The organism is Pseudovibrio sp. Ad26 (assembly GCF_001623285.1).
Classification (GTDB): domain Bacteria; phylum Pseudomonadota; class Alphaproteobacteria; order Rhizobiales; family Stappiaceae; genus Pseudovibrio; species Pseudovibrio ascidiaceicola.
Window position 1 is genome coordinate 133,080 of record NZ_LMCE01000157.1, and the last position, 25,176, is coordinate 158,255.

Below are 25,176 nucleotides of genomic sequence, written 5' to 3' on the forward strand. Positions count from 1 at the left end.
TGTGCGGACAGAACGCTTGAGAGCGCAAACCAGAATATGTAATTATTGGCCTAGAAAAACTAAGGCTAAGCCATGTCAGTCTCTCCATCCCGTCCTAAAGGACCACCTCTCAACGCTCTCCGCGCGTTCGAAGCAGCTGCCCGCCTCGGTGGTTTTGCCAATGCAGCAGAAGAACTGAGCGTCACACCCGGCGCCGTCTCGCAGCATATCAAAGCACTGGAAGAATGGGCTGGCGCAGACCTGTTTGAGCGCCGCTCTCAAGGTGTCCACCTGACAGAACTGGGATTGGAGGTTGCTCCGCATTTCTCTAAAGCCTTCGATGAACTGGGCAACGCAGTCCGGCAACTACGCGCCAAAACCAGCCGCAAAACCATTCACATCGCCGCCCTGCCAAGCGTCGCCCAGCTCTGGCTTTCCCCGCGTCTGCCTAAAATCAGAGAAGCTTTGCCAGAGACCAACATCTCCGTCATCGCACTGGAAACACCGCCCAATCTGGACCGCGAGATTTACGATCTCTCCATCTTCATCGGCAAACCCAAAGGCACGGCTCGCGAACGCATCATCGCAGAGGATCTCATCACCCCGGTCTGCTCATCAGCAACAGCAGAGAGTTTGAAAGAACCACAGGACCTTGAGACAAAAACCTTCCTCCACGATGTGATCTGGGCAGAAGACTGGCAGATCTGGGCCAGCACAAACGCACCAAGTCTGGACGGCTTAAGCGATGGCCCAAACTATTCCCTCTATGCCATCGCAATGGAAGAAGCGAAAAACGGTGCCGGCATTCTCATGGGTCACAAAGCCCTTGTCGAACCGTCTCTGAAGAAAGGTGACCTGCAAGCCCCTTTCACCCAATGGCAACCAACCGGAAAATCCCTCATCCTGGAATGCGCCAGCCTGCCAACCCCATCAAAAGAGATCACCCAGATCATCTCACTCCTGCTGGCATAGCCTTCAATCAGACGCCGCTCGTTCCCATTACGTGACTATCCACAGAGCGCCTTTCCGCACCAAAGGACCAGGGAGAGGCCAAACAGCGCAAAACCCTATGTGTTCTCTGCAAAAATGATCAGCCTGTGGTCTCGGCTGCGATCAGGATCACAACACGACTACATCACATAGGAGAGCTTGCGTATTTACCCTCTCTACAACCTCTTGACCCGCCCTCACCAATGGTAATAAGTCCTGAGGGTCTGAACTCGGCAACCGAAGATAGCTCTGATGAACGCACCCTCAGCCTCTGCAGCCCAAACCGTCAAACTCGACATCACCGGAATGACATGTGCAGGTTGCGCATCTCGCTTGGAAAAGACACTCCAGGCAACCGAAGGTGTGGTCAAAGCCACGGTCAATTTCGCACTTGAAATGGCAGAGGTGGAACACCTGCCTCAGGTCGCTGCGAATGATCTGGTGGATGTGGTCTCAACAGCTGGTTTTGAGGCAAAGGAGCGCCGGGACGAGGCAGAGGCAGCAAAGAAGGCTTTTGAAGAGCGCGAAGCACATAGCGACGCAGAAGAACGCAAAACCTTTCAACTTTTCGCGCTTTCAACGCTTCTTGCGATTCCACTAGTCATTCCAATGGTTTTGATGGCGTTTGGCGTGCAATTCGAGCTCTCTGGCGTGCTGCAGTTTGCATTAGCAACGCCAATCCAACTTTTCGTCGGAGCACGATTCTACAAGGGTGCGTTTGCAGCCCTGCGCCATGGCAGCGCTAACATGGATGTCCTCGTTTCGCTAGGCACATCTGCCGCTTATCTATACAGCGTTTACAACGTCTTCTTCGCAGCGCAGGCTCAGGCGACAGACCTCTATTTTGAAGCATCCGCTGTCATCCTCACCCTCATCTTGATGGGTAAGTATCTGGAAATACGGGCGAAACGCTCCACTTCCGCCGCTGTTCGTTCTCTGATTGCTCTGCGCCCAACCACAGCCAACAAAATCGTTGGCGATAAGATTATCTCCGTCAGCATCTCAGATCTGCGCCTCGGCGATTACATAGTTATCAAACCGGGCGAGTGCGTTCCAACCGATGGCTTGATTGAAGAGGGTGAAAGCGAGCTGGATGAATCTATGCTCACCGGTGAGAACCTCCCCGTGCACAAAAACAAGGGTGATCAGGTAACCGGTGGAACAATCAACGGAGCAGGTGCAATTTTTGTGCGCACCACCGCCCTTGGTGAATCAACACGCTTAGCTCAGATTATCCGCCTTGTTGAAGGCGCACAGGCCTCCAAGGCACCGCTACAAAAATTAGTCGACAAAGTCGCAGCTATTTTTGTTCCCGTTATTGTGCTGATCGCCCTCGCAACCTTCGCTGGCTGGATGCTTTACTCCGGCGACGTCACAACAGCCGTCAGCGCATCCGTCGCCGTCCTCGTCATCGCCTGCCCATGCGCACTGGGACTTGCTACCCCAACAGCACTTGTCGCAGGCACCGGCGCAGCTGCGAAGGCTGGCATACTTATCCGCGATATCGAAGCGCTGGAACGCGCCCACAAAGTCGATACAATCCTCTTTGATAAAACCGGTACGCTGACCGTCGGCAAGCCAGTTCTGACGGATGCTCAGGCGTTTGACCGCAATGACGACCGCCTGCTGACAATCGCAGCCAGCATCCAACTGGGCAGCGAACACCCACTCGCGAGCGCACTTATCCGCGCAGCAGAAGAGCGTAACCTCAAGCTCACCCGCCCACGCTCCATCAAGGCTATCCCCGGCAAGGGCCTGATTGCAGAGCTCACCGGACAGCAGGTCTCCATCGGAAATGCAGCCCTGATGAAAGACCTGAATGTCGCCCCATCCATGATGGGTGATGGCCTTGTAAAGACTTACGAATCCTCAGGTAAAACCGCAGTCACAGTCGCCCTTGGTGATCGTGCAATCGGTGTTCTAGCGTTTGTTGATCAGGCACGGGACTCCGCCCGTGAAGCTGTAGAATCCCTTAAGAAACAAGGCATTCGCACAGTCATGATTACGGGTGACACGGAACTCGCCGCCAAAAACATCGCAGATCAGGTCGGCGTTGACGAATTCCAGGCACGCGTTCAACCAGAAGGCAAGAACGAAGTCGTAAATGACTTGAAAGAACAAGGCTATAGAGTTGCAATGGTCGGCGACGGCATCAACGATGCCCCTGCTCTGGCAGCTGCTGACCTCGGCATCGCAATGGGCTCCGGTGCTGATGTTGCATTGGAAACCGCTGGTGTCACACTCATGCGTTCTGAGCCAAAAATGATCCCGGCAGCGCTGGACATCTCCAAGGCAACCCTCCGAAAAATCAGACAAAACCTGTTCTGGGCCTTCATCTACAACATCATCGGCATTCCACTGGCAGCACTGGGATTGCTCTCCCCTGTCATCGCAGGAGCTGCCATGGCCATGAGTTCTGTCTCCGTGGTTACCAACGCCATGCTGCTGCGGCGCTGGAAACCGAAAAACATGAGCTGATATCATCAATCCAGCCCCTGAATGACAAGTTCAGGGGCTTTTTTGTACCTTTTCGCCCTCTGGTTGACCAATACAACCATTTCTTAGAAGAACTCCGACCAATCATACGAGAGCAAAAGTGAAGAATAATGTTTCCATTCTCCTATCAAGCTGATCCATTATAAATAATTCAGTTAGACGGAAAACAAATATGCTCCTTATAAGGTCAACCAATATATAAAATGGTTTGACAACTCCTCGAATCCATCCAATTCTTTTCGTTACATATCGCAGCCTCAGCATTCTATAGTTTCATCTCACGAATACATTAGCTGCGATCATCCGGGGGGAAGCATATGTTTACGAGCAAGATTGCCAAAGCCACAGTTCTGTGCGCAGCTCTGCTTGCAACAACTTCATTCGGCTACGCGAAGACATTGAAACTCAGCCACAATCAGGGACCAGAGCACCCTCTGCACATTTCCATGCAGCACATGGCAGACAAAGTTGCTGAAGCCACCGACGGCTCTCTCAAAATCCGCATTTACGGCAATGGCGCACTGGGAACACAAAGAGAATCCATGGAGTTAGTGCAAGAAGGCACCCTCGCAATGGCCAAAACCAATGCCAGCGAATTGGAAGCCTTTGAAGAGTCCTACTCAGCACTGAACCTGCCTTACATCTTCGTAGACGAGAACCATTATTTCGATGTTCTCAGTGGCCCAATCGGTGATGACATCCTTGCAGCATCAGCAGACAAAGGCTTCATTGGTCTGACCTTTTACGTGGAAGGCGCCCGCTCCTTCTACTCCAACAAGGAAATCCACTCACCAGCTGATCTCAAAGGCATGAAGATCCGCGTCCAGCCATCCCCCTCAGCAATCCGCATGGTAGAACTGCTCGGCGGCAGCCCAACGCCGATATCCTGGGGCGAATTGTACAGCGCATTTCAGCAGGGCGTGGTTGATGGTGCAGAGAACAACCCGCTGGCGCTGACCACGGCCCGTCATGGTGAGGTCTCCAAGGTTTACTCCGATGACGGCCACACAATGATCCCGTCCATCGTGGTCATTTCAACCACTGTCTGGAATTCATTAAACTCCGATGAGCAAACAGCAATTCGTGCTGCGGCCAAGTCCTCGATGCACTTCCATCGTGCGCAATGGAACGAGATGACCAAGAAGCATATAGAGCAGGCAAAGTCCGAGCTTAATGTGAAGTTCATTGAGGTGGATAAAGCACCATTCATCGAAGCTGTTCTACCGATGCATGCAGAAGCAGCGGAAAAGTCTGAGAGAGTTGGCTCTCTGATCACACGCATCAAAGCATTGACCCAATAAGCCTTCTAATGGAATAAGAAAGGCCAGAGTACCAAGGCAAATCTCTGGCCTTTTGTCTCGCTTGCAAATCTGCTTTATTTAGTATCTTAAGCGTGCAGCAATCACTAAAAATCCGCCAAACCGCGCAGGCATGGGAGAATGAGCGAAATGGATGGTCAGCGTCGCCGCTATCAGGAAGTAGCTGAGGTCTTGCGCAAAGAGTTAGGCAACGGAACGTTCAAGGTTGGGGATCGCTTGCGCCCGGAGCGCCAGATTGCTGAAGAAATGAACGTTAGCCGCTCACTCCTGCGCGAAGCTATGATCATGCTTGAGATTGAGGGCTTGATTGATGTGCGCAAAGGATCAGGCACTTACGTTGTGCGCCTACCGGATGCAGAACAAGTTACTCCCACTTCAAATCTGGAAGACATCGGCCCGTTTGAGCTCCTTCAGGCACGCCAGCTTATGGAAAGCAACATCGCCGCCTTCGCAGCCTCCATGGTCACCAAAGCAGATATCTTGCGTATGCGTGATGCTCTGGAACGTGAACGCGAAGACCTTGCAAAAGGCTCCGGCGGGTATGAAGCGGACGAAGAGTTCCACCTGCTCATAGCAGAGGCCACGCAGAACTCTGTGCTGGTCGATATGGTCAGAAACCTCTGGCAACAGCGCACCCGCTCCAGAATGTGGGATAAGTTGCACGAACGCATCTTTGACAATACCTATCGCGAAGAATGGCTCAACGACCATCAGGACATCCTCGACGCCCTGCAGCGAAGAGACCCGCAAGCAGCAAAACAAGCGATGTGGCAACACCTTGAGAACGTCAAGAAACGCCTGATGGATTTATCAGACGTCGATGATCCTGCCTTTGATGCCTACCTGTTCCAGCAGGATCCGCTAACGCCCGCATAACCTACCAACGGGCATTAATCTGGCACATTTCATAATACCATTGCCAAATAGGGATTATATCTTTGATAAATTCCCATAGACGTTTTGCACCCTTTACAGGGGGGTGCGTTCGCGAGATGTTTACTACGTAAAATCAACAAGAGTGGGATGGAACAAGCTTCCACTTCGCACGCTGTGCATAGGGTGGCCCGGCAATCATGCACGAGATTGAGCTTAAGCTTTCTGTAGACGAAACAACTCTGGAGCAACTGGCTAAAGCAAAACCGCCAAAAGGCTTTGCGGTCAGTGAGCAATCCGTAAAACGTCTCCGTTCCGTGTATTATGACACGCCAGATCACACGCTCAAGAAAGCCCGTATCTCACTACGAACACGCCATAACGGCACCAATTGGCTGCAAACCATCAAACAAGGCGGTGGCATGCAGTCCGGGCTCTCCAAAAGGATTGAGCTAGAACTGCCAATTGAAGGAATTGAGCCAGACTTCAGCGTGATTTCTGATAATGAAATCAAGCAACAGCTCATATCTCTGCTGGAAGGCAAAGAATGGGGAATTCTGTTCGAAACCGCCATCACGCGCACTTTGGCCTACTATACGGACAAAGCAGGTGCAAAGATTGAAGTGGCGTTGGATTCCGGCGTAGCCAAAACAACCTCCGAAGAACATCCGATCCATGAAGTAGAGCTGGAGCTGATGGAAGGCCCGGTCGAAAGCCTGTACAAGCTGGCAGGCGCCCTCATGAAAGATCGACCAATTCTGTTTTCCAACAGCAACAAAGCAGGCATTGGCTACCGACTGGCAAGTGGTGAACCACCTGAGCTCCCCTCAGAGGCGCTCCACTCCAACTACATCGAGTTGGAATCAGAAGACAACGCAGGCTCAGCCTTCCAAAAAATCCTCATCGAATGCCTCAACCAAATCGTCGCCAACCGCTCTTGCGTCCTTCAACAAAATATCTCCGAAGGCCCACATCAGTTACGTGTCGGACTGCGCAGATTAAGAAGTGCGTTCAACATCTACAAAGCGGCGTTTCCGGACAATGACATCATCGGTGAACTCGATGCCTCCGCAAAACAACTGGCAACAACTGCAGGAAATCAAAGGGATATAGATGTGCTGGTGGAAGATATCATCACACCCGTCATTCCGTTATTGCCAGACACACATTCTGTAGAGCCTCTCTTTGAGGCAATTCAATTGGCGCATGTGGAAGCACAAGTTGAACTGAGACAAGAACTGATCGACCCAAAACTCAACAACTTCCTACTCCAATTGGGAGAGCTCGCACACAGCCCGGCCTGGAAAGAGAACCTGGGAGTAAGTGAGTTCAAGAAATTGGACTTACCAATCGAGGTTTTCGCCCAGCGCGCATTGTCCAAGCGCTGGAAGGCCTGTGAAAAGCGTGCAGAGAACTTGCAGGACCTCACCATTGAGCAACGACACGATCTCCGCAAAGCGCTCAAAAAACTGCGTTATACGGTTGAGTTCTTCCGCTCTCTCTATGAACCAGAAGACCTGCGCATCTTCCTCAAGTGCCTGAAACGCCTACAAAATACCTTCGGCTACCTGAACGATGTTGCCATGGCAGATCGTCTGGTCGCAATGAAACTTCCACAGTCCTTACAAAACAACGAGGTTTCAACGGTCATCGGTTTTGTAGCCGGTTGGCATCAGGCCAGAGCAGACAATGCATGGCTGGAAGCTCAGGAACGTTGGAACGCCGCCGTAGAAGCACCCAAGTACTGGCTCTAAGCAAAAGCCTAGTCATTTCTGACTGTTAGGTGCATCCGGTCAGCAGCCACATAGGCACGACCAATTTGTATAGGCTCACCACTGGCAGTCACATTAATAGATTCCATCACAAGCACAGGCGATCCCTCGGAAATCTTAAGCAATTCAGCATTCTGTGCACTACAAAGCGCTGCCGTAATCCGGGTTTCCTGACGCCGATAGTCGCCAAAACCATACTTCTCCATGATCTTGGTGATCGAGTTGGTCTCATTCAAATCTGAAGGCAGATTGGGAAAACGAGAGACCTCAAACCAGCGCGTTCCTGCGATAATTGGTGTGCCATCTGCGTAACTCACAGACTCACATTTAAACAGTGCAGTGCCTGGTTCAATCTCCAACAGTTCGGATGTGTAAGCATCTGCAATCACTTCGGTCGTGCGGAAGATATCCCCATAAACCTCCTGCGCCTGACCCGACAAGTTCTCCGAAAAGCGCGTGCGCGGACCGATGGGATAGACCAGCGGAGCCTTGGCAACAAAGGTTCCCCGCCCCTGATCCGAGCGCAAAAAGCCCTCTTCAATCAGAGTGGAAATCGCACGCCGAACAGTATGGCGGTTAACCTCAAAATTATGTGCAAGCTCTTGTTCTGTGGGGATTTTCTCCCCCTCAGAAACCTCAGCTCGCGAAAGCTCCGAGCGCAGTACTTCAGCAATCTGCTTCCACATGGCAACGCCCGCACGTCGCTCAACAGGAGAAAAATCAAATTTCATCGCATTCGTCATGCCTTCGTCATGAAACAACACTAATCAGTTGGCGAGCAAAATATTTGTCTATACAACTAGACAACATAAGTTCTAGCTTAGCAACCAAATTCAGGCGCCCAGACACAGTTCTCCGTGAAACCACAGGGCGTCACCACACAATGCCAGAGAACCAGTGTGTTCCTGAAAGTTAAAGGGGCTGAAATGACGGCAAGTTCGCTCAAAGAGCAATCACCGGAAATTGCAGCTAGGCAGAATGCGATGGGCATTCTGGCAAAGGCCTCAGCGCAAGACCTTGCAGAAGCGTGGAAAAACCTCGGCTTAGAACCGAACTATACCGTTATCCGCCCGGCGGAAATCGGACTTGTGATGGTTCGTGGCCGCGCCGGTGGCACAGGTGCCCCCTTCAACATGTGCGAGGCAACCGTCACACGATGCGTCATCGCTCTGGACGATGGCACCACCGGATTTGGTCAGGCTCTTGGTCGCGACAAGCAAAAGGTTCTACAGGCCGCTTTGGTAGACGCGCTCTGGCAGCAACCAGAACACCGTGATCTCATTGAGACGAAAGTTCTACAGCCTCTGGCCAGCACTCAGGAACAAGCGGAAAACGAAACACGCGCTGAAGTCGCTGCCACCAAAGTTGATTTCTTCACCATGGTACGAGGTGAGTAAGATGAGCACGCAAACAGCCTCCTCAATCTTCGCTAAAGCGCCCGCTCCGGGCCTGGCAGATCCAGTCCACGACGCACAGTCCGTATTCCACTCCGCTATGAATGCACTCGCGCAACCGGGCACTGTGCAGCAACTGGACGATCTCAAGCTCAATCCACCGGCTCCGCTGTCTATAGCCGCAACTGCGCTCGTATTGACACTTTGCGATTATGACACGCCACTCTGGTTAGATCCTGCGCTGGCAGCGAGCGAAACTGTCAAAAATTACATCCGTTTCCACACTGCAGCACCCTTCGTTGAAAGCCCGGCAGAAGCTGCTTTTGCACTGGTCTCGGACGCAAAACTACTCCCAGCGATCGCGAGTTTTTCCGCTGGAACTGCCGAATATCCAGACCGTTCAACCACAATCATCCTGATGGTCGATGAGCTCACTGAGAACGACGGCATCACGTTAAAAGGCCCGGGGATCAAAACAGAGCAGCAGTTCAACGTCGCTCCCGCACCAGCAATGTTCTGGCAGCAGATGCAAGACAACAGCGCGCTCTACCCGCTCGGCATCGACGTCGTTTTCGCCGGAGCCAATCAGGTCGCAGGCCTGCCCCGCTCCACTAAAATCACCGGTTTGGAGGCTTAACTCATGTATGTTGCTGTGAAAGGTGGCGAGAAAGCCATCCGTAACGCTCACAAGCTCATGGCACGGGATCGTCGCGGCGATACCAGTGTACCATCACTCGGGCTTAAGCAAATCTCCGAACAGCTTTACCTCTCTGTCTCCCGTGTGATGGCAGAAGGATCTCTGTTTGACGCGGAACTGGCAGCACTCGGTATCAAGCAATCTCGCGGTGATCTCATCGAAGCTGCCTTCCTGATGCGTGCTTATAGGACTACCCTGCCACGCTTCGGATACTCCAAACCAATCGATACTGCCAAGATGCTGATCCGCCGCCGAATTTCCGCGACTTATAAGGATCTTCCCGGCGGACAGTTGCTCGGCCCAACCTTCGATTACACCCAGCGCCTTCTCGATTTTAAGCTGGCTGCTGATGGGGAAGCACCAGCACCAGAAACACAAGAGTTCGAGAAGGAAGAGGTGGTTCCGCGCGTCACTGACCTTCTCAATGATGAAGGCCTGATCGAGCCGGATGAACCAATCGCACCCGATGCTCCAGTAGGAGACATCACCCGCGAACCGCTCACCTTCCCAGCTGATCGTGATCTGCGCTTGCAGAACCTCGCTCGCGGCGACGAAGGCTTTCTGTTGGCGCTTGGTTACTCAACCCAGCGCGGTTTTGGCAGAACGCACCCGTTCGCAGGCGAAATCCGTCTTGGGGAAGTCGAAGTCGATTTCTTTATGGAAGAGCTCGGTTTCAAAGTTCCTCTTGGCACAATGACAGTCACTGAATGTCAGATGATCAACCAGTTCCAGGGCTCCGCTTCCGCACCGCCACAGTTCACGCGCGGCTACGGTCTGGTCCCCGGTCAGGGAGAGCGCAAAGTCATGGCAATGGCTCTGGTGGATCGCTCATTGCGGGCTGAAGAGCTGGGCGAGGAAATAGACTCTCCGACGCAAGATCAGGAGTTCGTTCTGTCTCACTCAGACAACGTGCAGGCCACTGGCTTCGTAGAACACCTCAAGCTCCCGCACTACGTCGACTTCCAGTCAGAACTGGAGCTGATCCGCAAGGTGCGCAAAGAGTGGCAAGAGAAACGCGAAGCAGCTGAACAGGAACTCGTAGCGGAGGCAGCACAATGACCGAGCGCGTTGAAACACAAGGCATCTCCGGCGAGCATTACAACTTCGCTTATCTGGATGAGCAAACCAAACGCATGATCCGCCGCGCAATCCTCAAAGGCATTGCGGTCCCTGGCTATCAGGTTCCTTTCGCTGCCCGCGAAATGCCAATGCCGTACGGCTGGGGAACCGGCGGTGTACAAGTGACTGCCGCAGTCATCGGCAAGAACGATTGCCTGAAGATGATCGATCAAGGCTCAGACGACACGACAAACGCGGTCGCCCTGCGCAACTTCTTTGTCGAAACAACTGGCGTAGACACCACCACAAAGACAAAAGACGCCAGCATCATCCAGACCCGCCACCGCATCCCGGAAGAAACTCTCACAAAGGATCAGGTGCTCGTCTATCAGGTTCCAATCCCTGAACCACTCCGCTTTCTGGAACCACGTGAAACCGAGACCCGCAAGATGCACGCGCTGGAAGAATACGGCCTTATGCATGTGAAGCTCTACGAGGACATCGCAAAGTTCGGTCACATCGCAACGGCTTACGCCTACCCGGTCATGGTGCAGGACCGCTATGTGATGGACCCTTCTCCAACACCAAAGTTCGACAATCCGAAGATGGACCAGATGGAAGCACTTCAACTGTTCGGAGCAGGCCGCGAAAAGCGCATCTACGCCATCCCGCCACACACCAAAGTGGTGAGCCTCGATTTTGAGGACCATCCATTTGAAGTGACTAAGTTCGAACAACCCTGCGCAATCTGTGGCGCAGAAGAGGTCTATCTGGATGAAGTCATTCTGGATGACGATGGCAACCGCATGTTCGTGTGCTCCGACAGTGATTTCTGCGAGGAACGCCGCGATGCAGGTCATGTCGGTCACCTTGGAACCAATCCTCTGGAAGCAGAAGGAAACGACTAATGTCCCTGGATATTCAAAGTTCTGAAGACCTTCCGCTGCTTCAGGTCAGTAACACGACAAAACTCTATGGCGGCCGCATCGGCTGTAAAGACGTCAGTTTCGATCTCTATCCGGGTGAGGTGCTTGCAATTGTAGGCGAGAGTGGCTCGGGCAAAACAACGCTGCTCAACAGCCTTGCAACGCGCCTCACCCCAACCTCAGGTTCGGTCAACTACCGCAACCGCATGGGCCAGATGCGCAACCTCTATGAAATGAGCGAAGCCGAGAGACGCATGCTCATGCGCACCGACTGGGGCTTCGTCCACCAGCATCCAGCAGACGGTCTGCGCATGACTGTCTCTGCAGGGGCCAATGTGGGCGAACGCCTCATGGCAGTCGGCGCTCGGCACTACGGTAATATCCGTGAAACTGCCACCGATTGGCTTGGCCGCGTTGAGATTGCAGAAGACCGCATTGACGATGACCCACGCGCATTCTCCGGCGGAATGCGCCAACGTCTCCAGATCGCCCGCAACCTCGTCACCGCCCCACGGCTGGTCTTCATGGACGAACCAACTGGCGGCTTGGATGTGTCTGTTCAGGCACGCTTGCTGGACCTCCTGCGCGGTCTTGTCGCCGACCTCGGTCTCTCCGTGATCATCGTAACTCATGATCTCGCAGTAGCCCGCCTGCTCTCTCACCGTATTTTGGTGATGCGCCACGGTCACGTGATCGAAAGCGGATTGACAGACCAAGTGCTGGATGACCCGCAAGAGAGCTACACCCAGCTCCTCGTCTCCTCCATCTTGCAGCCATAAGGACAAGACAATGACAAACACTCCGAAAACCAAGGTGCTTGTTTCTGACCTTGCCAAGTCCTTCAAGATGCACTTGCGAGATGGCTTGGAAATCCCGGTCGTCTCCGGTGTAAACTTCTCCGTTTCAGCAGGAGAATGTGTGGTTCTTGGCGGTCCGTCAGGTTCGGGTAAAAGCTCAATTCTGAAAATGATCTACGCCAACTACCGTTGCCAGAAAGGGCAGATCCTGATCACGGATGGTGATGAGATTGTCAACGTAGCCGACGCAACTCCGCGCCGCATTATCCGCCTGCGCGAAACCACAATCGGTTACGTCTCACAGTTCCTCCGCGCAATCCCACGCGTCCCAGCACTCACGCTGGTTGCCGAACCTCTTATGGCGCAAGGCGTTGCAGAAGACGAAGCGTTTGAGCGCGCTGGCAACTTGCTTTCCCGCCTCAATGTGCCAGAGCGCCTCTGGCAGTTACCACCAGCGACTTTCTCGGGCGGAGAACAGCAACGCGTCAACATCGCCCGCGGTTTCATCGCGCACTACCCGATCCTTCTTCTCGACGAACCAACCGCCTCACTCGATGCAGCAAACCGAGCCGTTGTCGTTGAGCTGGTGGAAGAGAAGAAAACGCAAAGTGTAGCAATGGTCGGCATTCTTCACGATCATGACGTTCGTGATGCCATTGCGGACCGGATCATCGACGTAACTTCATTCGCGTCGGCTGCATAAAGCATATCCGAAAGCGATATGCAGAGAAGGGAAACTCGCTCCATGACAAAGCCCCCCAAAATTGCGGAGACGGTCATCGAGTCAACCGTCACTCATCGAGAGGCTGCGATTGGCAAGCAATGCGAAGTGCTTGGTCCAACCTATCTGGAATATTGTGAGATCGGCGACTACTCCTACATTGGCCCGAACTCGACGGTTGCGGACACCACAATCGGCAAGTTCACGGCCATTGCATCCAATGTTCGCCTTGGTCCTCCCAATCATCCCTTGGAACGGGTTTCCCAACATCGTTTTACCTACACACCGGAATACTACCGGGAAGATAAAGAACGGGATCACCAGTTCTTTGCTGACCGCAGAGCTGCGCGTGTCACTATCGGCAATGATGTTTGGATCGGACACGGCGTAACCGTGCTGCCCGGCGTAAAAATTGGCGACGGCGCGATCCTCGCAGCAGGCGCAGTGGTTGCAAAAACCGTGGAACCCTACACTATCGTGGGCGGAGTTCCGGCTAAACCGATCAAAAGAAGATTCTCCAAGGAAGCTGCTGATCGACTGATCAAACTCAAATGGTGGGATTGGCCAGAGGATAAAATCTTCGAGCGCCTCCCTCTGTTTCAATCGATGACTGTGGAAAGGTTTCTGGAACACTTCGAACCAGCCTGAGGTGTCATAGGACTGACACCGTTTGCCCGGTAATTCGAAGCCTAAGGATATTCTGGATATGCGTTACTCAATCTATTTCACACACCCACAATCAGCCAAACTCACAGAATTAGGGAGCCAATGGCTCGGGCGCTCGGCGTTTTCCAATGACAGCCTCGCGCACCCGCACTTGAACGAGTTTGAGCCTGCGCACTTGCACTCAATTACCGAAGATGCGCGTCGCTATGGCTTCCACGCCACAATGAAACCGCCATTTCATTTAGCGGAAGGCAAATCACAGGAAGATGCAAAAGCGGCTTTCAGTGCGTTCGCCAAACAAACATCTGCTTTCACCATCGAAGGATTGGCGCCAAATTTCCTCGGCAAATTTCTAGCTCTGACACCGACACAGCCATCAGACCAGCTCAACGGGCTGGCAGCGCAATGCATCAAACAGTTCGATCATCTGCGGGCGCCTTTAAGCGAACAAGACATTGAACGACGCCGCAAGGCAAACCTGACACCACAGCAGGATGCCTATATGCTGGAGTGGGGTTACCCCTACATTTTCAAGCATTTCCATTTCCATATGACCCTGTCAAAACAGCTGGAAGAAGAAGCTGAACGCAAAGCGCTCCAAGCTGCCGCAGAAGACCACTTCAAGCCTGTCATTCATCAACCAATCTCCATTTCGCACCTCGCCCTCTGCATAGAGCCAGAGGCTGGCGCGCCATTTCAAGTCATTGAAATAAGACCATTGGAAGGACAAGTAGCATGAGCGATGTATTAGTCGGCGAAGCGCCACATCAGACATCAACAATGGTCGAGCCACACACACCAATGACCTTCACCAACGCAAAACTGATCCTGCCTGATCAGATGTTGGAAGGCACACTGGCAGTCGAAAATGGCATGATCAGCGATTTAAGCGACGGCAACACATCCAACGCATTGGACTGTGAAGGCGACTACCTCATCCCCGGTCTTGTCGAACTGCATACTGATCATCTCGAAAACCACTATAAGCCACGCCCCGGCGTCACCTGGAACGCAGTCTCTGCTGTTCAGGCCCACGACGCACAGATTGCTTGTTCCGGCATCACCACCGTGTTCGATGCCCTGCGCGTTGGAATGGAAGATGATGCAGACCTGACAGCACAAGACATGCGAGCCATGGCCGATGCAATCGAGATCGGCCAGCAGGAAGGCCGCCTGCGCGCTGACCACTACATCCATCTACGCTGCGAAGTTTCCGCCGACAATTGTGTGGAAGGCTTTGAACTGTTCAACGACGATCCACGCGTTCGATTAGCCTCGCTGATGGACCACACGCCGGGACAACGCCAGTTCACCTCTCTGGATCAGTTCGAGCTTTACTACAAAACCAAGAAGGGTTTCTCGGACGAGCAAATGCAGGAATTCATGCTGCAAATGCAGGCCCGTGCAGACCGCAACTCCGATAAGAACCGCCTTGCGATCGCAGACCGCGCCAAAGCTGCAGGCATGATGCTGGCCAGCCATGACGACGCGACCCTTGCCCACGTTGAGGAAGCAAACAAGTTTGGCATCAACGTCGCTGAGTTCCCAACCACCATGGAAGCGGCAAAGGCCTCACACGAAGCTGGCATGGCTGTGTTGATGGGGGCTCCAAACGTGGTGCGCGGCAAGTCCCACTCCGGCAACATTTCCGCGCGTGAGCTGGCAGAAGCCGGTTATCTGGACGTTTTGTCCTCGGACTATGTTCCAGTCTCCCTTCTGCAAGCAGCCTTCTTGCTAGCCCAGCAAATTGAGCGCGTCTCCATTCCCGAAGCCATACAAAAGGTAACCAAGATCCCGTCAGAGGCTGTGGGCCTTACAGATCGCGGCGCACTGGAAGTTGGTCGCCGCGCGGACCTTGTGCAAGTGCGAATGGTTGGCGACGTGCCAATCGTCCGTGGTGTCTGGCGCGAAGGATATCGCGTCGCATAGCACAGCTGATGAGAGGGGATCTATCGTGACGGTTTTGGATATAGCTCAGGAGCAAGCAAAAAAGCTTGGCCCTGGCGCACTAATAATGGTCGTTGGACCAAGCGGTGCAGGCAAAGACACATTGATTTATGGCTATAAAGAGCAGTGTGAAGGCGATGCAAACATCATGTTTGCCCGTCGCCTGATTACCCGTCCGGCAGATGCCGGCTCAGAACCGCACGAAGCAGTCTGCCACGAAGACATGTCGGAGCTCATCGATCAGGGACGCGTGGCATTGTCGTGGCCAGCTCATGGATTGACCTACGCTCTGCCGGAATGCGTCGATCACCACATCGCCAAGGGCGGGATTGCCATTGCAAATGGCTCACGAAAAGCCTTGGCAGAAGCCGTTGGCAAGTATGAGAAACTGCTGGTCGTACATATCACGGCACCAATCCACGTGCTCGCGCAACGACTGTCCATGAGAGGCCGCGAAACTGCAGAGGATATCGAGCAACGACTGAGGCGCGCAGATCTTTCGCTACCAGAACTACCGCATCTGGTAGAAATACAAAACACAAACGACCCTCAGGTCGGCATTAAGCAACTGGAACAAGCTATCACGGCATTTATGCGCTGAGCTTTTTCATTGCCTCTAAGCCCAGCAGGTGCGCGGTGATCATGCCGAACAAAGCCGGAGCAAATTCGTACTTAAGTAGAGCAAACTCAGGCTCCTCGTAGAGTGTCACCAGAACTGGCGGTGGATTAGTCACTGGCCATAGTCCGGCAACGAACACGTGAATGCTGAAGAAGACATTCATCGCCTCTTCAGCCTCAAGCCACGGCAGCCCTTTTTGCAAAGCACTCGTTGCCCGAGCAGCCTCCACCAGCAATACCCGTTTAAAATCGCGTACACAATCAATGGAGATATTCTTCTCCATTGTCGGAGCAATTTCACTCATCAGCTCACATAACACCTGACGAGAGGCAAACATCTCAGCCAGAAGCTTGGCCATATCAGCAGGAGCCATCTCACCCGGAACTTCCTGCTCCAGATCTTCAATCAGCTTCACAAAATCACGCAGCAGCAACTCAACCAGAATGGCTTCCCGTGTTTCAAAATACCGATAAATGTTGGATTTCACGATACCTGCACGGCTGGCAATCGCCTGCAAGGTCAGTCCATCTACGCCGTCCTGCTCAAGCACGCAAGTTGCGGCACGTATAAGATCATTATGGCGCTGTGCCTTCGCTTCGGCAGATCTGGCGCGCTGAAAACTCTGGTTGGTCATAGTTTGGTGATAGGTCTCATTCCAATCCATGTCAATTAAACTTGGCAGGGTCCATTGACAAACATCCGTCAGACCATAAGTTAAGAGAACAAAAGTCTCCTAACTATAAATTTACGGGATCGCCAAACAAATGTACCCGAAAATACCTCTGACCGTGAATGGTCAAAAACAAGAGATTGAAGCCGACCCGGAAATGCCACTTCTGTGGGCGCTTCGGGACATAATGGATATCAAAGGCCCTAAATTTGGATGCGGCATCGCAGCTTGCGGCGCATGCACTGTTTTGATTGATGGGGAGGCCGTGCGCTCTTGCTCTCAGCCTGTTGGAGAAGTCGAAGGTGAGATCACCACCATCGAAGGCATTTCCCAAGGCGGTGAGCTGCATGCTGTTCAGCAAGCATGGATGAAACACTCCGTCCCTCAATGCGGTTACTGCCAATCCGGTCAGATCATGGCTGCTGTCGCTCTACTGGAAGAAAATCCAGACCCGACAGATGAAGATATCAGCGATGCTATGACCAACCTATGTCGCTGTGGCACTTATCCGAAAATCAAAGCCGCGATCAAAGACGCAGCACAAACGCTGGGAGCTTGAAGATGAGCCGATTGGGAAAATACACCCGCCGTGCCTTTCTCGGCCTTGGCGTTGCGGCCGCCGGTGGCCTTGCCGTGGGCTTCTATTTCTACCAGAAGCCCTACGCAAACCCGTTGGATGCCAAGAAGGCTGAGGGAGAAACGCCCTTCAATCCTTATGTGATGATTGATGAAGACAACACCATCACTATCATCGCTCCACGTGCTGAGATGGGTCAGGGCGTCCACACAACACTGGCAGCTCTGGTCGCCGAAGAGCTGGAAGTTCCACTGGAACAGGTGGTTGTCGAGCACGGCCCATCCAGCCCGGCTTACTTCAATGCAGCAATGCTGGAAGAATCTACGCCCTTCCCGTTCTATGATGAGAGTGTCTTAGCTGAACTTGCACGTGGCTCTATGAAAATCGTCGCCAAGTTCCTCGGCCTGAACATGACGGGCGGCTCCTCCTCCACGACGGATGCCTTCGTGAAGATGCGCGAAGCTGGATATGCCGCAAAGTTCGTCCTACTGAAAGCAGCAGCAGAACACTTCGGCACCTCAGAAGACAATCTCACACTTGCAGATGGCACCATCACAGACAAAGCTTCTGGCAAGTCCGTCACTTATGGAGAGCTGGCAAGCAAAGCAGCCGCGGTCTCGCCACCAAGCGAAATGAAGCTTAAGAAGGCCAGTGACTGGAAGATCCTTGGCAAAACCCAAAAGCGTGTTGAGCTGAAAGACAAAGTCACCGGAGGCCGAATTTTCGGCATCGACGTACAACTACCGGACATGCTCTACGGCACCGTAAGAATGGCCCCGCGCAAAGGTGTCAGCCTCAAGAACTACGACAAGACTGCAACACTCGCCATTCCTGGCGTCAAAGATGTAGTCGAAATCAGAACAATCACTGGCGAAGGTCTTGGCGTTATTGCTGACAACACCTGGGCAGCGTTCAAAGGTGCTGAAGCCTTGGAGATCGAGTGGGATGATCCACTCTCACTTCAAAACTCCGATCAGATGTGGTCCGCCCTTGAAAACGCACTAACACAAGAAGCCACATTCGAATTAGGCGGTACCGGATCTGATGCAGAGGTGTTCACATCCATTCCGGAAAGCGAAGCTGTATCAGCGCAATACCGTGTCCCATTCCTGGCCCATGCCACTATGGAACCGATGAATGCAACTGCCCAGCACGACGGAAGCACAATCCGTGTCTGGACTGGAACACAGGCTCCCGGCCTCATTCAATCTGTTGTCTCCAGTCATTTCGACATGGACAGTGCGAACATCGACGTCACCACCACTCGTCTCGGTGGAGGCTTCGGCCGTCGTCTGGAAGTCGACTTTGCGCTCTATGCTGCCGTCATTGCCAAAGCAACTGCGCCAAATCCTGTAAAAGTGACCTGGACACGCGAAGAAGACACGCAGCACGACACCTACCGCCCTATGGCGATCGGTGAATTCAAAGGTCAGGTGACACCGGACGGCACTTTGAAGACCATGGACATGCAGGTGGCGTCCCCATCCATCATCCAGAGCGTAATGCCACGGATCTTCCCGGGTATCAGCCCGGCAGGCCCAGACAACACTGTGCTCGATGGCGCCTTTAATCAGCCGCTGGACGTTGAAAACATCCGCTGTCAGGCCCACGTGGCAGACCTTCAGGTGCCTATTGGCTTCTGGCGCTCAGTCGGCAACTCAGTCAACGGTTTCTTCCATGAGAGCTTTATGGATGAGGCAGCGCATAAAGCTGGCAAAGATCCTCTAGAATTCCGCTTGGCTCACCTCACCAGCGATGAGTTCCGACCAGCACGGGAAGCCTTGAAGCGTGTGGCCGAAATGTCTGGCTGGGGGACATCTCTGCCAGCGGGCAAAGGCCGTGGTATCGCCCACGTTCTCTCGTTCGGTACATGGACCGCACAAGTGGTTCAGGTAGACGTCACAGACAACACTGTCACCATTGAAGAAGTCTGGGCTGTAGCCGATCCGGGTATCGTTCTTGATCCGGGTATGTTCAAGGATCAGATCATGTCCGGCATCAACTTCGGTCTCAGTCAGGCATTGGGACAGGAAATCACATGGGTTGATGGTGAGGTTGAACAAGCTAACTTCGACACCTTCGATGCCATGCGCATGTATCAAGCCCCCAAGATCACAATTGAGCTGCTGGAGAACTCTCCACGCATGGGCGGTGCAGGCGAACCCGGCACGCCGCCATCAACGCCAGCTCTGGCAAATGCAATCTTCGCAGCAACGGGCAAGCGCATCAGACAGATGCCTCTCAGCAACGAGATAGACTTCATCTAAAAACAAAAAAGCCCGGAGCATTCCCCGCTCCGGGCTTTTTAATTTGCTTGTAAGTCGATTAGTCAGTCAGGAAACCAGCGGGCATCCCAAATGCCTCCTCCAGAGAGGTCAACGTTGCATCCGTATCCGCTGTTCCATCTGCAACGGCTTCCACGTTCACATTCCCCGGCCCACGCGGCACCACATCACGTCGTTTCAAATCACGCTTGGGTGCAGCGATCACCCGTGACTTCTTCGGTGTTGTAGCCGCAACCGCAGGCGCTGGTGCTTCACCCGGCTTAGCCACAGGCATGACAATCTTGGAAGTATCAGTGTTCGCGACAGCACCTTCAGCAAGAGGAGGCAGATCGCCGTCTCCAACCGAAGCTGTAGTCACATCACTATCTTCCGCAGTCGGCTGAGCAAGAACGGCCGGCTCCGCTGCTGCATTCGCGGTAGTTGAAGGTGAAGCAACAGCCGCATCTTTTGCAGCAGCAGCTCTCAAACGCTGTGCCTCTTCAACTGTCTTTGCAGTTTCAAGGTCCTTCGCCAGCTTCTCAGAAAGCTTTTGTGTCTGCTTCACATCACCAAAGGAAGCACTCGCATATTCCTGAATGCCGACAGGCTCAAAGCTCGGCAGGTTGATCGATCCACGGATCTTCAACGGCGCAATATCCGCAGTCTGCGTTGTTGCAGCTGCTTCATCATCCAACTTAGATTGGTCCAGCAGGCTTGGCTGCAAATACCAGAGCACCTCCCCGTCTTTGATGTTGATCGCACCACGCCCTTCAATCAGCGCGGTTTTGCTCTGCAACGTCAGTGCTTGAAACTCTGCGGTGCCCTGCTCAAAGATCACATCTGCACCCCAGCTGGAAAACTCAGTCTGATCACTGTCAGTAAACGGCCAACCTGTAATGCCTTTGCCTTCGACAGAAGCAACCAACCGATCCACATCCAGTTCATGCAACATACCATTGCCAAGCTGGAAGCTGAGTGCACCGCCCATATTGACCCAGAGATCACTAGGCGTCTTGCCGGAGGTGCTCACATCCAGTTCAGCATACAGATTGCCATCAACACGTGGCATATCTCCAAGCGAAGCAAGGAATGGAGCTGCATCAATACCTTTCAGCGAAAACTCAGCAGCGACGCCCGGTTTAACCGTTGCTCCGTTTAAAAGAAGCTTGCCAGCGCCCTCACCCTGATAAAGACCGACACGGGCAACATTCAAAGCCAGCCGGCCATCAGACAGCGCAGCTTTCAGCTCTGCATTCTGCCCACGAAGCGCACCGAGCTTCAGGTCCTGAATGGAAAGCGCCAGGTCCAGATCAAAGCTGCGCAGGACGGAGAAATCATAAGCGCCTTCGCCCTTGGCATTCTTTTCATCACTGCGAGAGAACATCTTGTCGAACGACGCGTGCGCAACTTCCAGCTCTCCGCTCAGCTTAGGAACTTCGCCTGTATCCAGACGACCGGTTCCTTCGAGGCTTGTATCATCCAGTACAAACCGCGCATTTTCAAAGGCGACACCACTGTCATCAGCTTCAAACTGGCCAGAAAGCTCCAACTTCTGACCGCGCAGATAGCGAGGGAGCGGTCGACCATACCAACGGGCAAAATTGTTGAAGTCATCTGTCTGGAAAGCAAAGATCCCATCAAAGCCATCACGCAATGAGTACGGACCAGTCAAACTCCCGGAAAACATCTCACTGGAGAACGCGAGATCTATATTCGCATCAGAACGGAGACCACCCTGCAAAACAATCGGCTCACCATGCCAGCGCGCAGTGCCTTGCAGCTGTAGTGGCTGAGACAGGCCTGAGAAGACAAAAGTCAGATCCATGTCATCAAGAGCTTCGTCGCGCCCTTCAACCGCCAGCATATTTGGCAGGCGAATGTCAGCGACACGCCCCTTGCGAAGGATCGCACCACCATCAACTTCCAGCGCAGCAACCAACTCATCATAGGATTGGCCAACGCCGTAGAAAGATGCATCCACATTGGCAAAACCGGATGCAGGGGCATCTAGCCCTACCAGGCGAAGCAGTTGCTCAAAATTCAAGGACTGCCCGCTGACCTGTCCCTTCAACTCATAGCCGTCTTCAAGGTAGTTCAACGCAATGTTGCCGCCAAAGCCAACAGAACCAGCGGTAATGGAAAGGTCTTTTGTGCGAACCCCACGTTGACGGAACTGCAACTCACTTGTCAGTGCACCACTGCCAACCCCTTCTGGAAAGGCCGCATCATGTTGCGCAGCAACGGCAGCAAGGCTCGGCAGCTCAACAGAAACTTGCAGTGTGCCAACAGGCCGTGCACCAAAGGCAAGCTGGCCATTAAAACCAACTTTCTCTTGTGCGGGCCCAGTTACATGAGCTTCAACAGACGTCGCGCGAGCCTCGCTCAGCGCGGTGACTGATCCAACACGGCCCCCAACAACATAACGCTCATCACTCTGATTAAACGCACCTTCGGCTGTCAGGCCGTCACCGCCATGCTCGAAATTAAGCACAAGATCAATCTCAGAAAGAACTATTGGTGCTTCTTGCTCTGGCTCACTGTAAGAAACGACACCTTTTTGAATGCTGACGGTGTCTAAGTCCAATTGCTGCATAAAGGAAGCAACTCGTCCTGCAATATTTGCAGCAACCAGAGAGGCTTCCCCTTCTTCACCCTCAAAAAGCTGCGGCTGCCAGGACGCACCGCCTTTCTGATCAAATTCAAGCGTCCACTTTGGCTCGACAAGCTCAATGTTGCGGATGATGTTGCCACCAGTCAGCAAACGCAGAGAGTTCAGCTCGAACCGGGCTTTCTCAACCCGTGCAAACTCAATCCCGTCAGCTCGCGCAACACCTGCAACGCCAACATTGTCAACTTCGATCGCCAGTGTCGGAAACAGATCCACACTCGTGCGCCCGTCAAGACGCAACTTCCATCCGGTTGCTGTCTCAAAAGACTCTGCAATTTGGGCTTTCAGCTGTTTCTGCGGAACGAGAAGCGGTGCAAGCACCAGACCACAAACCGCAAGAGCGGCAAGAGCTCCAAAAATAAGAAGAGAGCGTTTCATTTAGTCTTAGTATCCTAGTGGACGATTTCGTGAGGCCCGAAAAAGGACTCTCATGTAAGCAGCTTGTACTCAACAAATACAGGGCAAAAAGCCCGTAGAAAACGTCTAAATTATGATTGGTTAAAGCCTCTCAAGACCCAGAACAAAAGCACAACCTACCTTGAGCCAGTGCGTTCTATCATATTTGCTCCCAATTGTCGCAGTATCACATGGCTTCAAATTGGCGTATTTCTGTCCTTTTCCTTGGCTTTTGTAATTGTTTTTGCGTATCAATAGTATTCCATTCGGATCTGAATCACCTTTAAGCACAACAGAAAAGCACTATTTAAAAGTGCAAGAAAACCAATAATTGCATGGAGCACATGAATGCTGGACGCCCTGAAAAAGTTCTTCAAAGACTTGTCAAACGAGCAGGAAGAGGCAGGCCGCTTTTCTGAAGACGATGAACGGCTAGCGGTCGCAGCGCTCATGTTCCATATCATCGCTGTAGATGGCGAGATTGAGCAGCAGGAGCTGGACCAGTTAAAACGCGTCTTACAACAGCAGTATGAGCTGAATGAGGAAGACACAAAAGAGCTGATGGACCTCGCCAAAGTACGTGATGAGGATGCAGTTGATCTTTATGGCTTCACATCAGTCCTCAAGCGCAAGCTGGAGCCCGAGCAGCGTCTGACAGTCATCGAGGCTCTCTGGGAAATGGTCTACGCAGATGGGTCCGTCCATGAATTTGAAGACAACACAATTTGGCGCGTTGCCGAGCTATTAGGCGTGTCCTCCAGAGACCGCATGAAGCTTAAGCACAAAGTAGCTCAGCGACAGAGCGGTAGCAGCCCCTCTTCGACCTGAAGGTTTTGATTTACAATGTTAGAGCGGAATAATCAGCACTCAGCCAAAATTCTGGTGGTGCTGCATCAGGAAACATCAAATCCCGGCCGCGTCGGGCAGCAATTGGTCAAACGCGGGTTCGAGTTGGATATTCGTCGCCCTCGTTTTGGCGACCCACTACCGGGCACACTTGCTGACCACGCGGGTTCTGTCATTTTTGGTGGCCCGATGAGCGCCAATGATACTGATGATTTCGTGAAGCAAGAGATCGACTGGATCAGCGTTCCGCTCAAAGAAAACAAACCCTTCTTGGGCATCTGCCTTGGTGCACAAATGCTCTCCAAAAACCTTGGTGGCCAAGTCACAGGCCATGATGATGGATTGGTTGAAATAGGCTATTATCCGCTGGAAGCAACTCAGTCCGGCACTGACCTTATGAAATGGCCACAGCAGGTCTATCAATGGCACCGGGAAGGCTTCTCTCTTCCCACCGGCGCTGAGCTTCTGGCTTCAAGCCCGACCTACAAAAATCAGGCTATCCGCGTGGGAGATAATGCATTCGGCATCCAGTTTCACCCGGAACTCACCTACGCCATGATGAGCCGCTGGACCACTCGCGCAGCAAGTCGTCTTGTATTGCCTGGAGCCAAAAAGCGCGGCGAACACTTCCGCGAGCGTTTTGTGTACGACCCGGCAGTTCTGCATTGGCTAGACAACTTTATGGACAACTGGATCGGCTACGCATCTGAACCCGCCAGCCATTGGTCATCCCATTCAGCTAAATAACAAAAAGGCCCGGTCATTGCCGGGCCTTTTCATATAGGTTCGCACTTTGATTACTCAGCTGCAACAGCCTCTGCGCCAGACATCTTTTCGCCCGGCTGCAGGATTGGAGAACCAACTGGCAGAACATCACGACCACAAACATCTTTGTAGATGATGTGCGCCATAACGTACCAAGCACAGAATGAACACAGGATCAGCACGTAACCAGCAATCACGTTGAAGAACGCCGGACCAAAATGGCCCAGAACCAACAGAATGAAACCGAGCAGTAGGCTGCCAAAGATGGAAGCCTCTGCAGTGTGAATGTGCAGAGCGCCGTAGAACATAATGCCAGTGTAGATGGTGAATGGCAGAAGGAAGAAGCCGATGTCAGAATGGGAAGATGTATAAAAGCCTAGTTTGTTGCCAACAAGAATGCCTGCAAACGCCAGCCAGAATGCACCGTAAATGGTGAAAGCGCTGTAACCGAAGTTATTGCCAGTCTTACCTGTCTGGAAACCTGCTACCAACTGCGCAAGACCGCCAACAAAAACACCAAGCCAGAGCACTGGGCCCATGTTTTCCAGAAGACCAATGTTCACCATCTGAAGAACAAAGGTCGTCATACCAAATCCAGCAAGGCCGATAACTGCTGGGTTTCCTGTTTTAGTTTGCACGGTTGCACCCTCAATAAAAAACCCAACTCTGGCCCGGTAGGAAGGCAGTTCCTAAAGATCAGAAATTGGGAAACACACTGTTAAATTAGTTGGAGCG

At 52.9% G+C, this 25,176-nt stretch carries 23 protein-coding genes; 19 read left to right on the forward strand and 4 right to left on the reverse strand.

Translation table 11 applies throughout. From position 1 onward, the window contains the following. Nucleotides 1-72: 72 nt before the first annotated feature. The 5 genes from PsAD26_RS27270 to PsAD26_RS27290 all read left to right on the forward strand — a co-directional run bounded on the left by PsAD26_RS27270 (nt 73) and on the right by PsAD26_RS27290 (nt 7,411). Nucleotides 73-951 (forward strand): LysR family transcriptional regulator, encoded by an 879-nt coding sequence (locus tag PsAD26_RS27270; protein ID WP_063312911.1) that lies wholly within the window; start codon nt 73-75, stop codon nt 949-951. A 270-nt stretch (nt 952-1,221) separates the two neighbouring features. Continuing rightward, a complete protein-coding gene (locus PsAD26_RS27275) occupies nt 1,222-3,447 on the forward strand; it encodes a heavy metal translocating P-type ATPase (RefSeq protein WP_063312912.1) in 2,226 nt (741 codons plus the stop codon). A 335-nt stretch (nt 3,448-3,782) separates the two neighbouring features. Then, nucleotides 3,783-4,766, forward strand: a complete 984-nt coding sequence (locus PsAD26_RS27280) for a TRAP transporter substrate-binding protein (RefSeq protein WP_063312913.1) — start codon at nt 3,783-3,785, stop codon at nt 4,764-4,766. Nucleotides 4,767-4,913: 147 nt separating this feature from the next. After that, nucleotides 4,914-5,660 (forward strand): FCD domain-containing protein, encoded by a 747-nt coding sequence (locus PsAD26_RS27285; protein WP_063312914.1) that lies wholly within the window; start codon nt 4,914-4,916, stop codon nt 5,658-5,660. A 197-nt stretch (nt 5,661-5,857) separates the two neighbouring features. Beyond that, the gene (locus tag PsAD26_RS27290) at nt 5,858-7,411 is read left to right on the forward strand and encodes a CYTH and CHAD domain-containing protein (protein WP_063312915.1); all 1,554 of its coding nucleotides are present in this window, start codon (nt 5,858-5,860) and stop codon (nt 7,409-7,411) included. Nucleotides 7,412-7,419: 8 nt separating this feature from the next. Here the strand turns inward: PsAD26_RS27290 and phnF are convergent, their stop codons facing one another. Then, a complete protein-coding gene (gene phnF, locus PsAD26_RS27295) occupies nt 7,420-8,160 on the reverse strand; it encodes a phosphonate metabolism transcriptional regulator PhnF (protein WP_208985899.1) in 741 nt (246 codons plus the stop codon). Nucleotides 8,161-8,355: 195 nt separating this feature from the next. Here phnF and phnG point away from each other — a divergent pair, with 195 nt between their 5' ends. Genes phnG through phnN form a run of 10 tightly spaced genes read left to right on the forward strand, consistent with a single transcriptional unit; the run spans nt 8,356 to nt 16,237 of the window. Beyond that, nucleotides 8,356-8,826 carry a phosphonate C-P lyase system protein PhnG gene (gene phnG / locus PsAD26_RS27300; RefSeq protein WP_063312994.1) on the forward strand — a complete coding sequence of 157 codons (471 nt, stop codon included), beginning with the start codon at nt 8,356-8,358 and terminating at the stop codon, nt 8,824-8,826. Between the two features lies 1 nt (nt 8,827). After that, a complete protein-coding gene (gene phnH, locus PsAD26_RS27305; RefSeq protein WP_063312917.1) occupies nt 8,828-9,460 on the forward strand; it encodes a phosphonate C-P lyase system protein PhnH in 633 nt (210 codons plus the stop codon). A gap of 3 nt (nt 9,461-9,463) precedes the next feature. Beyond that, complete coding sequence (locus PsAD26_RS27310; RefSeq protein ID WP_063312918.1) at nt 9,464-10,579, forward strand: carbon-phosphorus lyase complex subunit PhnI; 1,116 nt, start codon at nt 9,464-9,466, stop codon at nt 10,577-10,579. After that, the gene (locus PsAD26_RS27315) at nt 10,576-11,487 is read left to right on the forward strand and encodes an alpha-D-ribose 1-methylphosphonate 5-phosphate C-P-lyase PhnJ (RefSeq protein ID WP_063312919.1); all 912 of its coding nucleotides are present in this window, start codon (nt 10,576-10,578) and stop codon (nt 11,485-11,487) included. Before PsAD26_RS27310 ends, PsAD26_RS27315 begins: the two co-directional genes overlap by 4 nt. Continuing rightward, nucleotides 11,487-12,284, forward strand: coding sequence for a phosphonate C-P lyase system protein PhnK (gene phnK, locus PsAD26_RS27320; protein ID WP_063291758.1), 798 nt, complete (start codon nt 11,487-11,489; stop codon nt 12,282-12,284). Before PsAD26_RS27315 ends, phnK begins: the two co-directional genes overlap by 1 nt. Nucleotides 12,285-12,294: 10 nt before the next feature. Further along, on the forward strand, nt 12,295-13,005 hold the full coding sequence (phnL, locus tag PsAD26_RS27325; RefSeq protein ID WP_063312920.1) for a phosphonate C-P lyase system protein PhnL: 711 nt from the start codon (nt 12,295-12,297) through the stop codon (nt 13,003-13,005). Between the two features lie 42 nt (nt 13,006-13,047). Continuing rightward, the gene (locus PsAD26_RS27330; RefSeq protein WP_208985900.1) at nt 13,048-13,671 is read left to right on the forward strand and encodes a DapH/DapD/GlmU-related protein; all 624 of its coding nucleotides are present in this window, start codon (nt 13,048-13,050) and stop codon (nt 13,669-13,671) included. A gap of 58 nt (nt 13,672-13,729) precedes the next feature. Beyond that, the gene (locus PsAD26_RS27335) at nt 13,730-14,428 is read left to right on the forward strand and encodes a DUF1045 domain-containing protein (protein ID WP_063312922.1); all 699 of its coding nucleotides are present in this window, start codon (nt 13,730-13,732) and stop codon (nt 14,426-14,428) included. 41 nt (nt 14,429-14,469) lie between these two features. Next, nucleotides 14,470-15,618 (forward strand): alpha-D-ribose 1-methylphosphonate 5-triphosphate diphosphatase, encoded by a 1,149-nt coding sequence (locus PsAD26_RS27340; protein WP_063312995.1) that lies wholly within the window; start codon nt 14,470-14,472, stop codon nt 15,616-15,618. A gap of 25 nt (nt 15,619-15,643) precedes the next feature. Continuing rightward, nucleotides 15,644-16,237 (forward strand): phosphonate metabolism protein/1,5-bisphosphokinase (PRPP-forming) PhnN, encoded by a 594-nt coding sequence (gene phnN, locus PsAD26_RS27345; protein WP_063312923.1) that lies wholly within the window; start codon nt 15,644-15,646, stop codon nt 16,235-16,237. Here phnN and PsAD26_RS27350 read toward each other — a convergent pair. Then, nucleotides 16,227-16,919: a TetR family transcriptional regulator gene (locus PsAD26_RS27350; protein WP_208985901.1), complete on the reverse strand. Its 693-nt coding sequence runs from the start codon at nt 16,917-16,919 to the stop codon at nt 16,227-16,229. The two genes, phnN and PsAD26_RS27350, sit on opposite strands and share 11 nt — an antisense overlap. A 100-nt stretch (nt 16,920-17,019) precedes the next feature. Between PsAD26_RS27350 and PsAD26_RS27355 the strand changes: the two genes are divergently transcribed. Beyond that, nucleotides 17,020-17,484 carry a (2Fe-2S)-binding protein gene (locus PsAD26_RS27355; RefSeq protein WP_063312925.1) on the forward strand — a complete coding sequence of 155 codons (465 nt, stop codon included), beginning with the start codon at nt 17,020-17,022 and terminating at the stop codon, nt 17,482-17,484. 2 nt (nt 17,485-17,486) lie between these two features. Continuing rightward, nucleotides 17,487-19,769 (forward strand): molybdopterin cofactor-binding domain-containing protein, encoded by a 2,283-nt coding sequence (locus PsAD26_RS27360; protein WP_063312926.1) that lies wholly within the window; start codon nt 17,487-17,489, stop codon nt 19,767-19,769. A gap of 58 nt (nt 19,770-19,827) precedes the next feature. Here PsAD26_RS27360 and PsAD26_RS27365 read toward each other — a convergent pair whose 3' ends face one another. Beyond that, nucleotides 19,828-22,812 (reverse strand): AsmA family protein, encoded by a 2,985-nt coding sequence (locus PsAD26_RS27365; RefSeq protein ID WP_063312927.1) that lies wholly within the window; start codon nt 22,810-22,812, stop codon nt 19,828-19,830. Nucleotides 22,813-23,178: 366 nt separating this feature from the next. Here PsAD26_RS27365 and PsAD26_RS27370 point away from each other — a divergent pair, with 366 nt between their 5' ends. Together PsAD26_RS27370 and PsAD26_RS27375 are read left to right on the forward strand one after the other, a co-directional pair. Continuing rightward, complete coding sequence (locus PsAD26_RS27370; protein ID WP_063312928.1) at nt 23,179-23,658, forward strand: TerB family tellurite resistance protein; 480 nt, start codon at nt 23,179-23,181, stop codon at nt 23,656-23,658. 15 nt (nt 23,659-23,673) lie between these two features. Beyond that, entirely contained in the window at nt 23,674-24,423 is a 750-nt protein-coding gene (locus PsAD26_RS27375; protein ID WP_063312929.1) for a glutamine amidotransferase, read from the forward strand. Nucleotides 24,424-24,473: 50 nt separating this feature from the next. On the opposite strand, the gene PsAD26_RS27380 is transcribed toward PsAD26_RS27375, so the two are convergent. Continuing rightward, the gene (locus PsAD26_RS27380) at nt 24,474-25,079 is read right to left on the reverse strand and encodes a GPR1/FUN34/YaaH family transporter (protein WP_063312930.1); all 606 of its coding nucleotides are present in this window, start codon (nt 25,077-25,079) and stop codon (nt 24,474-24,476) included. Nucleotides 25,080-25,176: the final 97 nt, after the last annotated feature.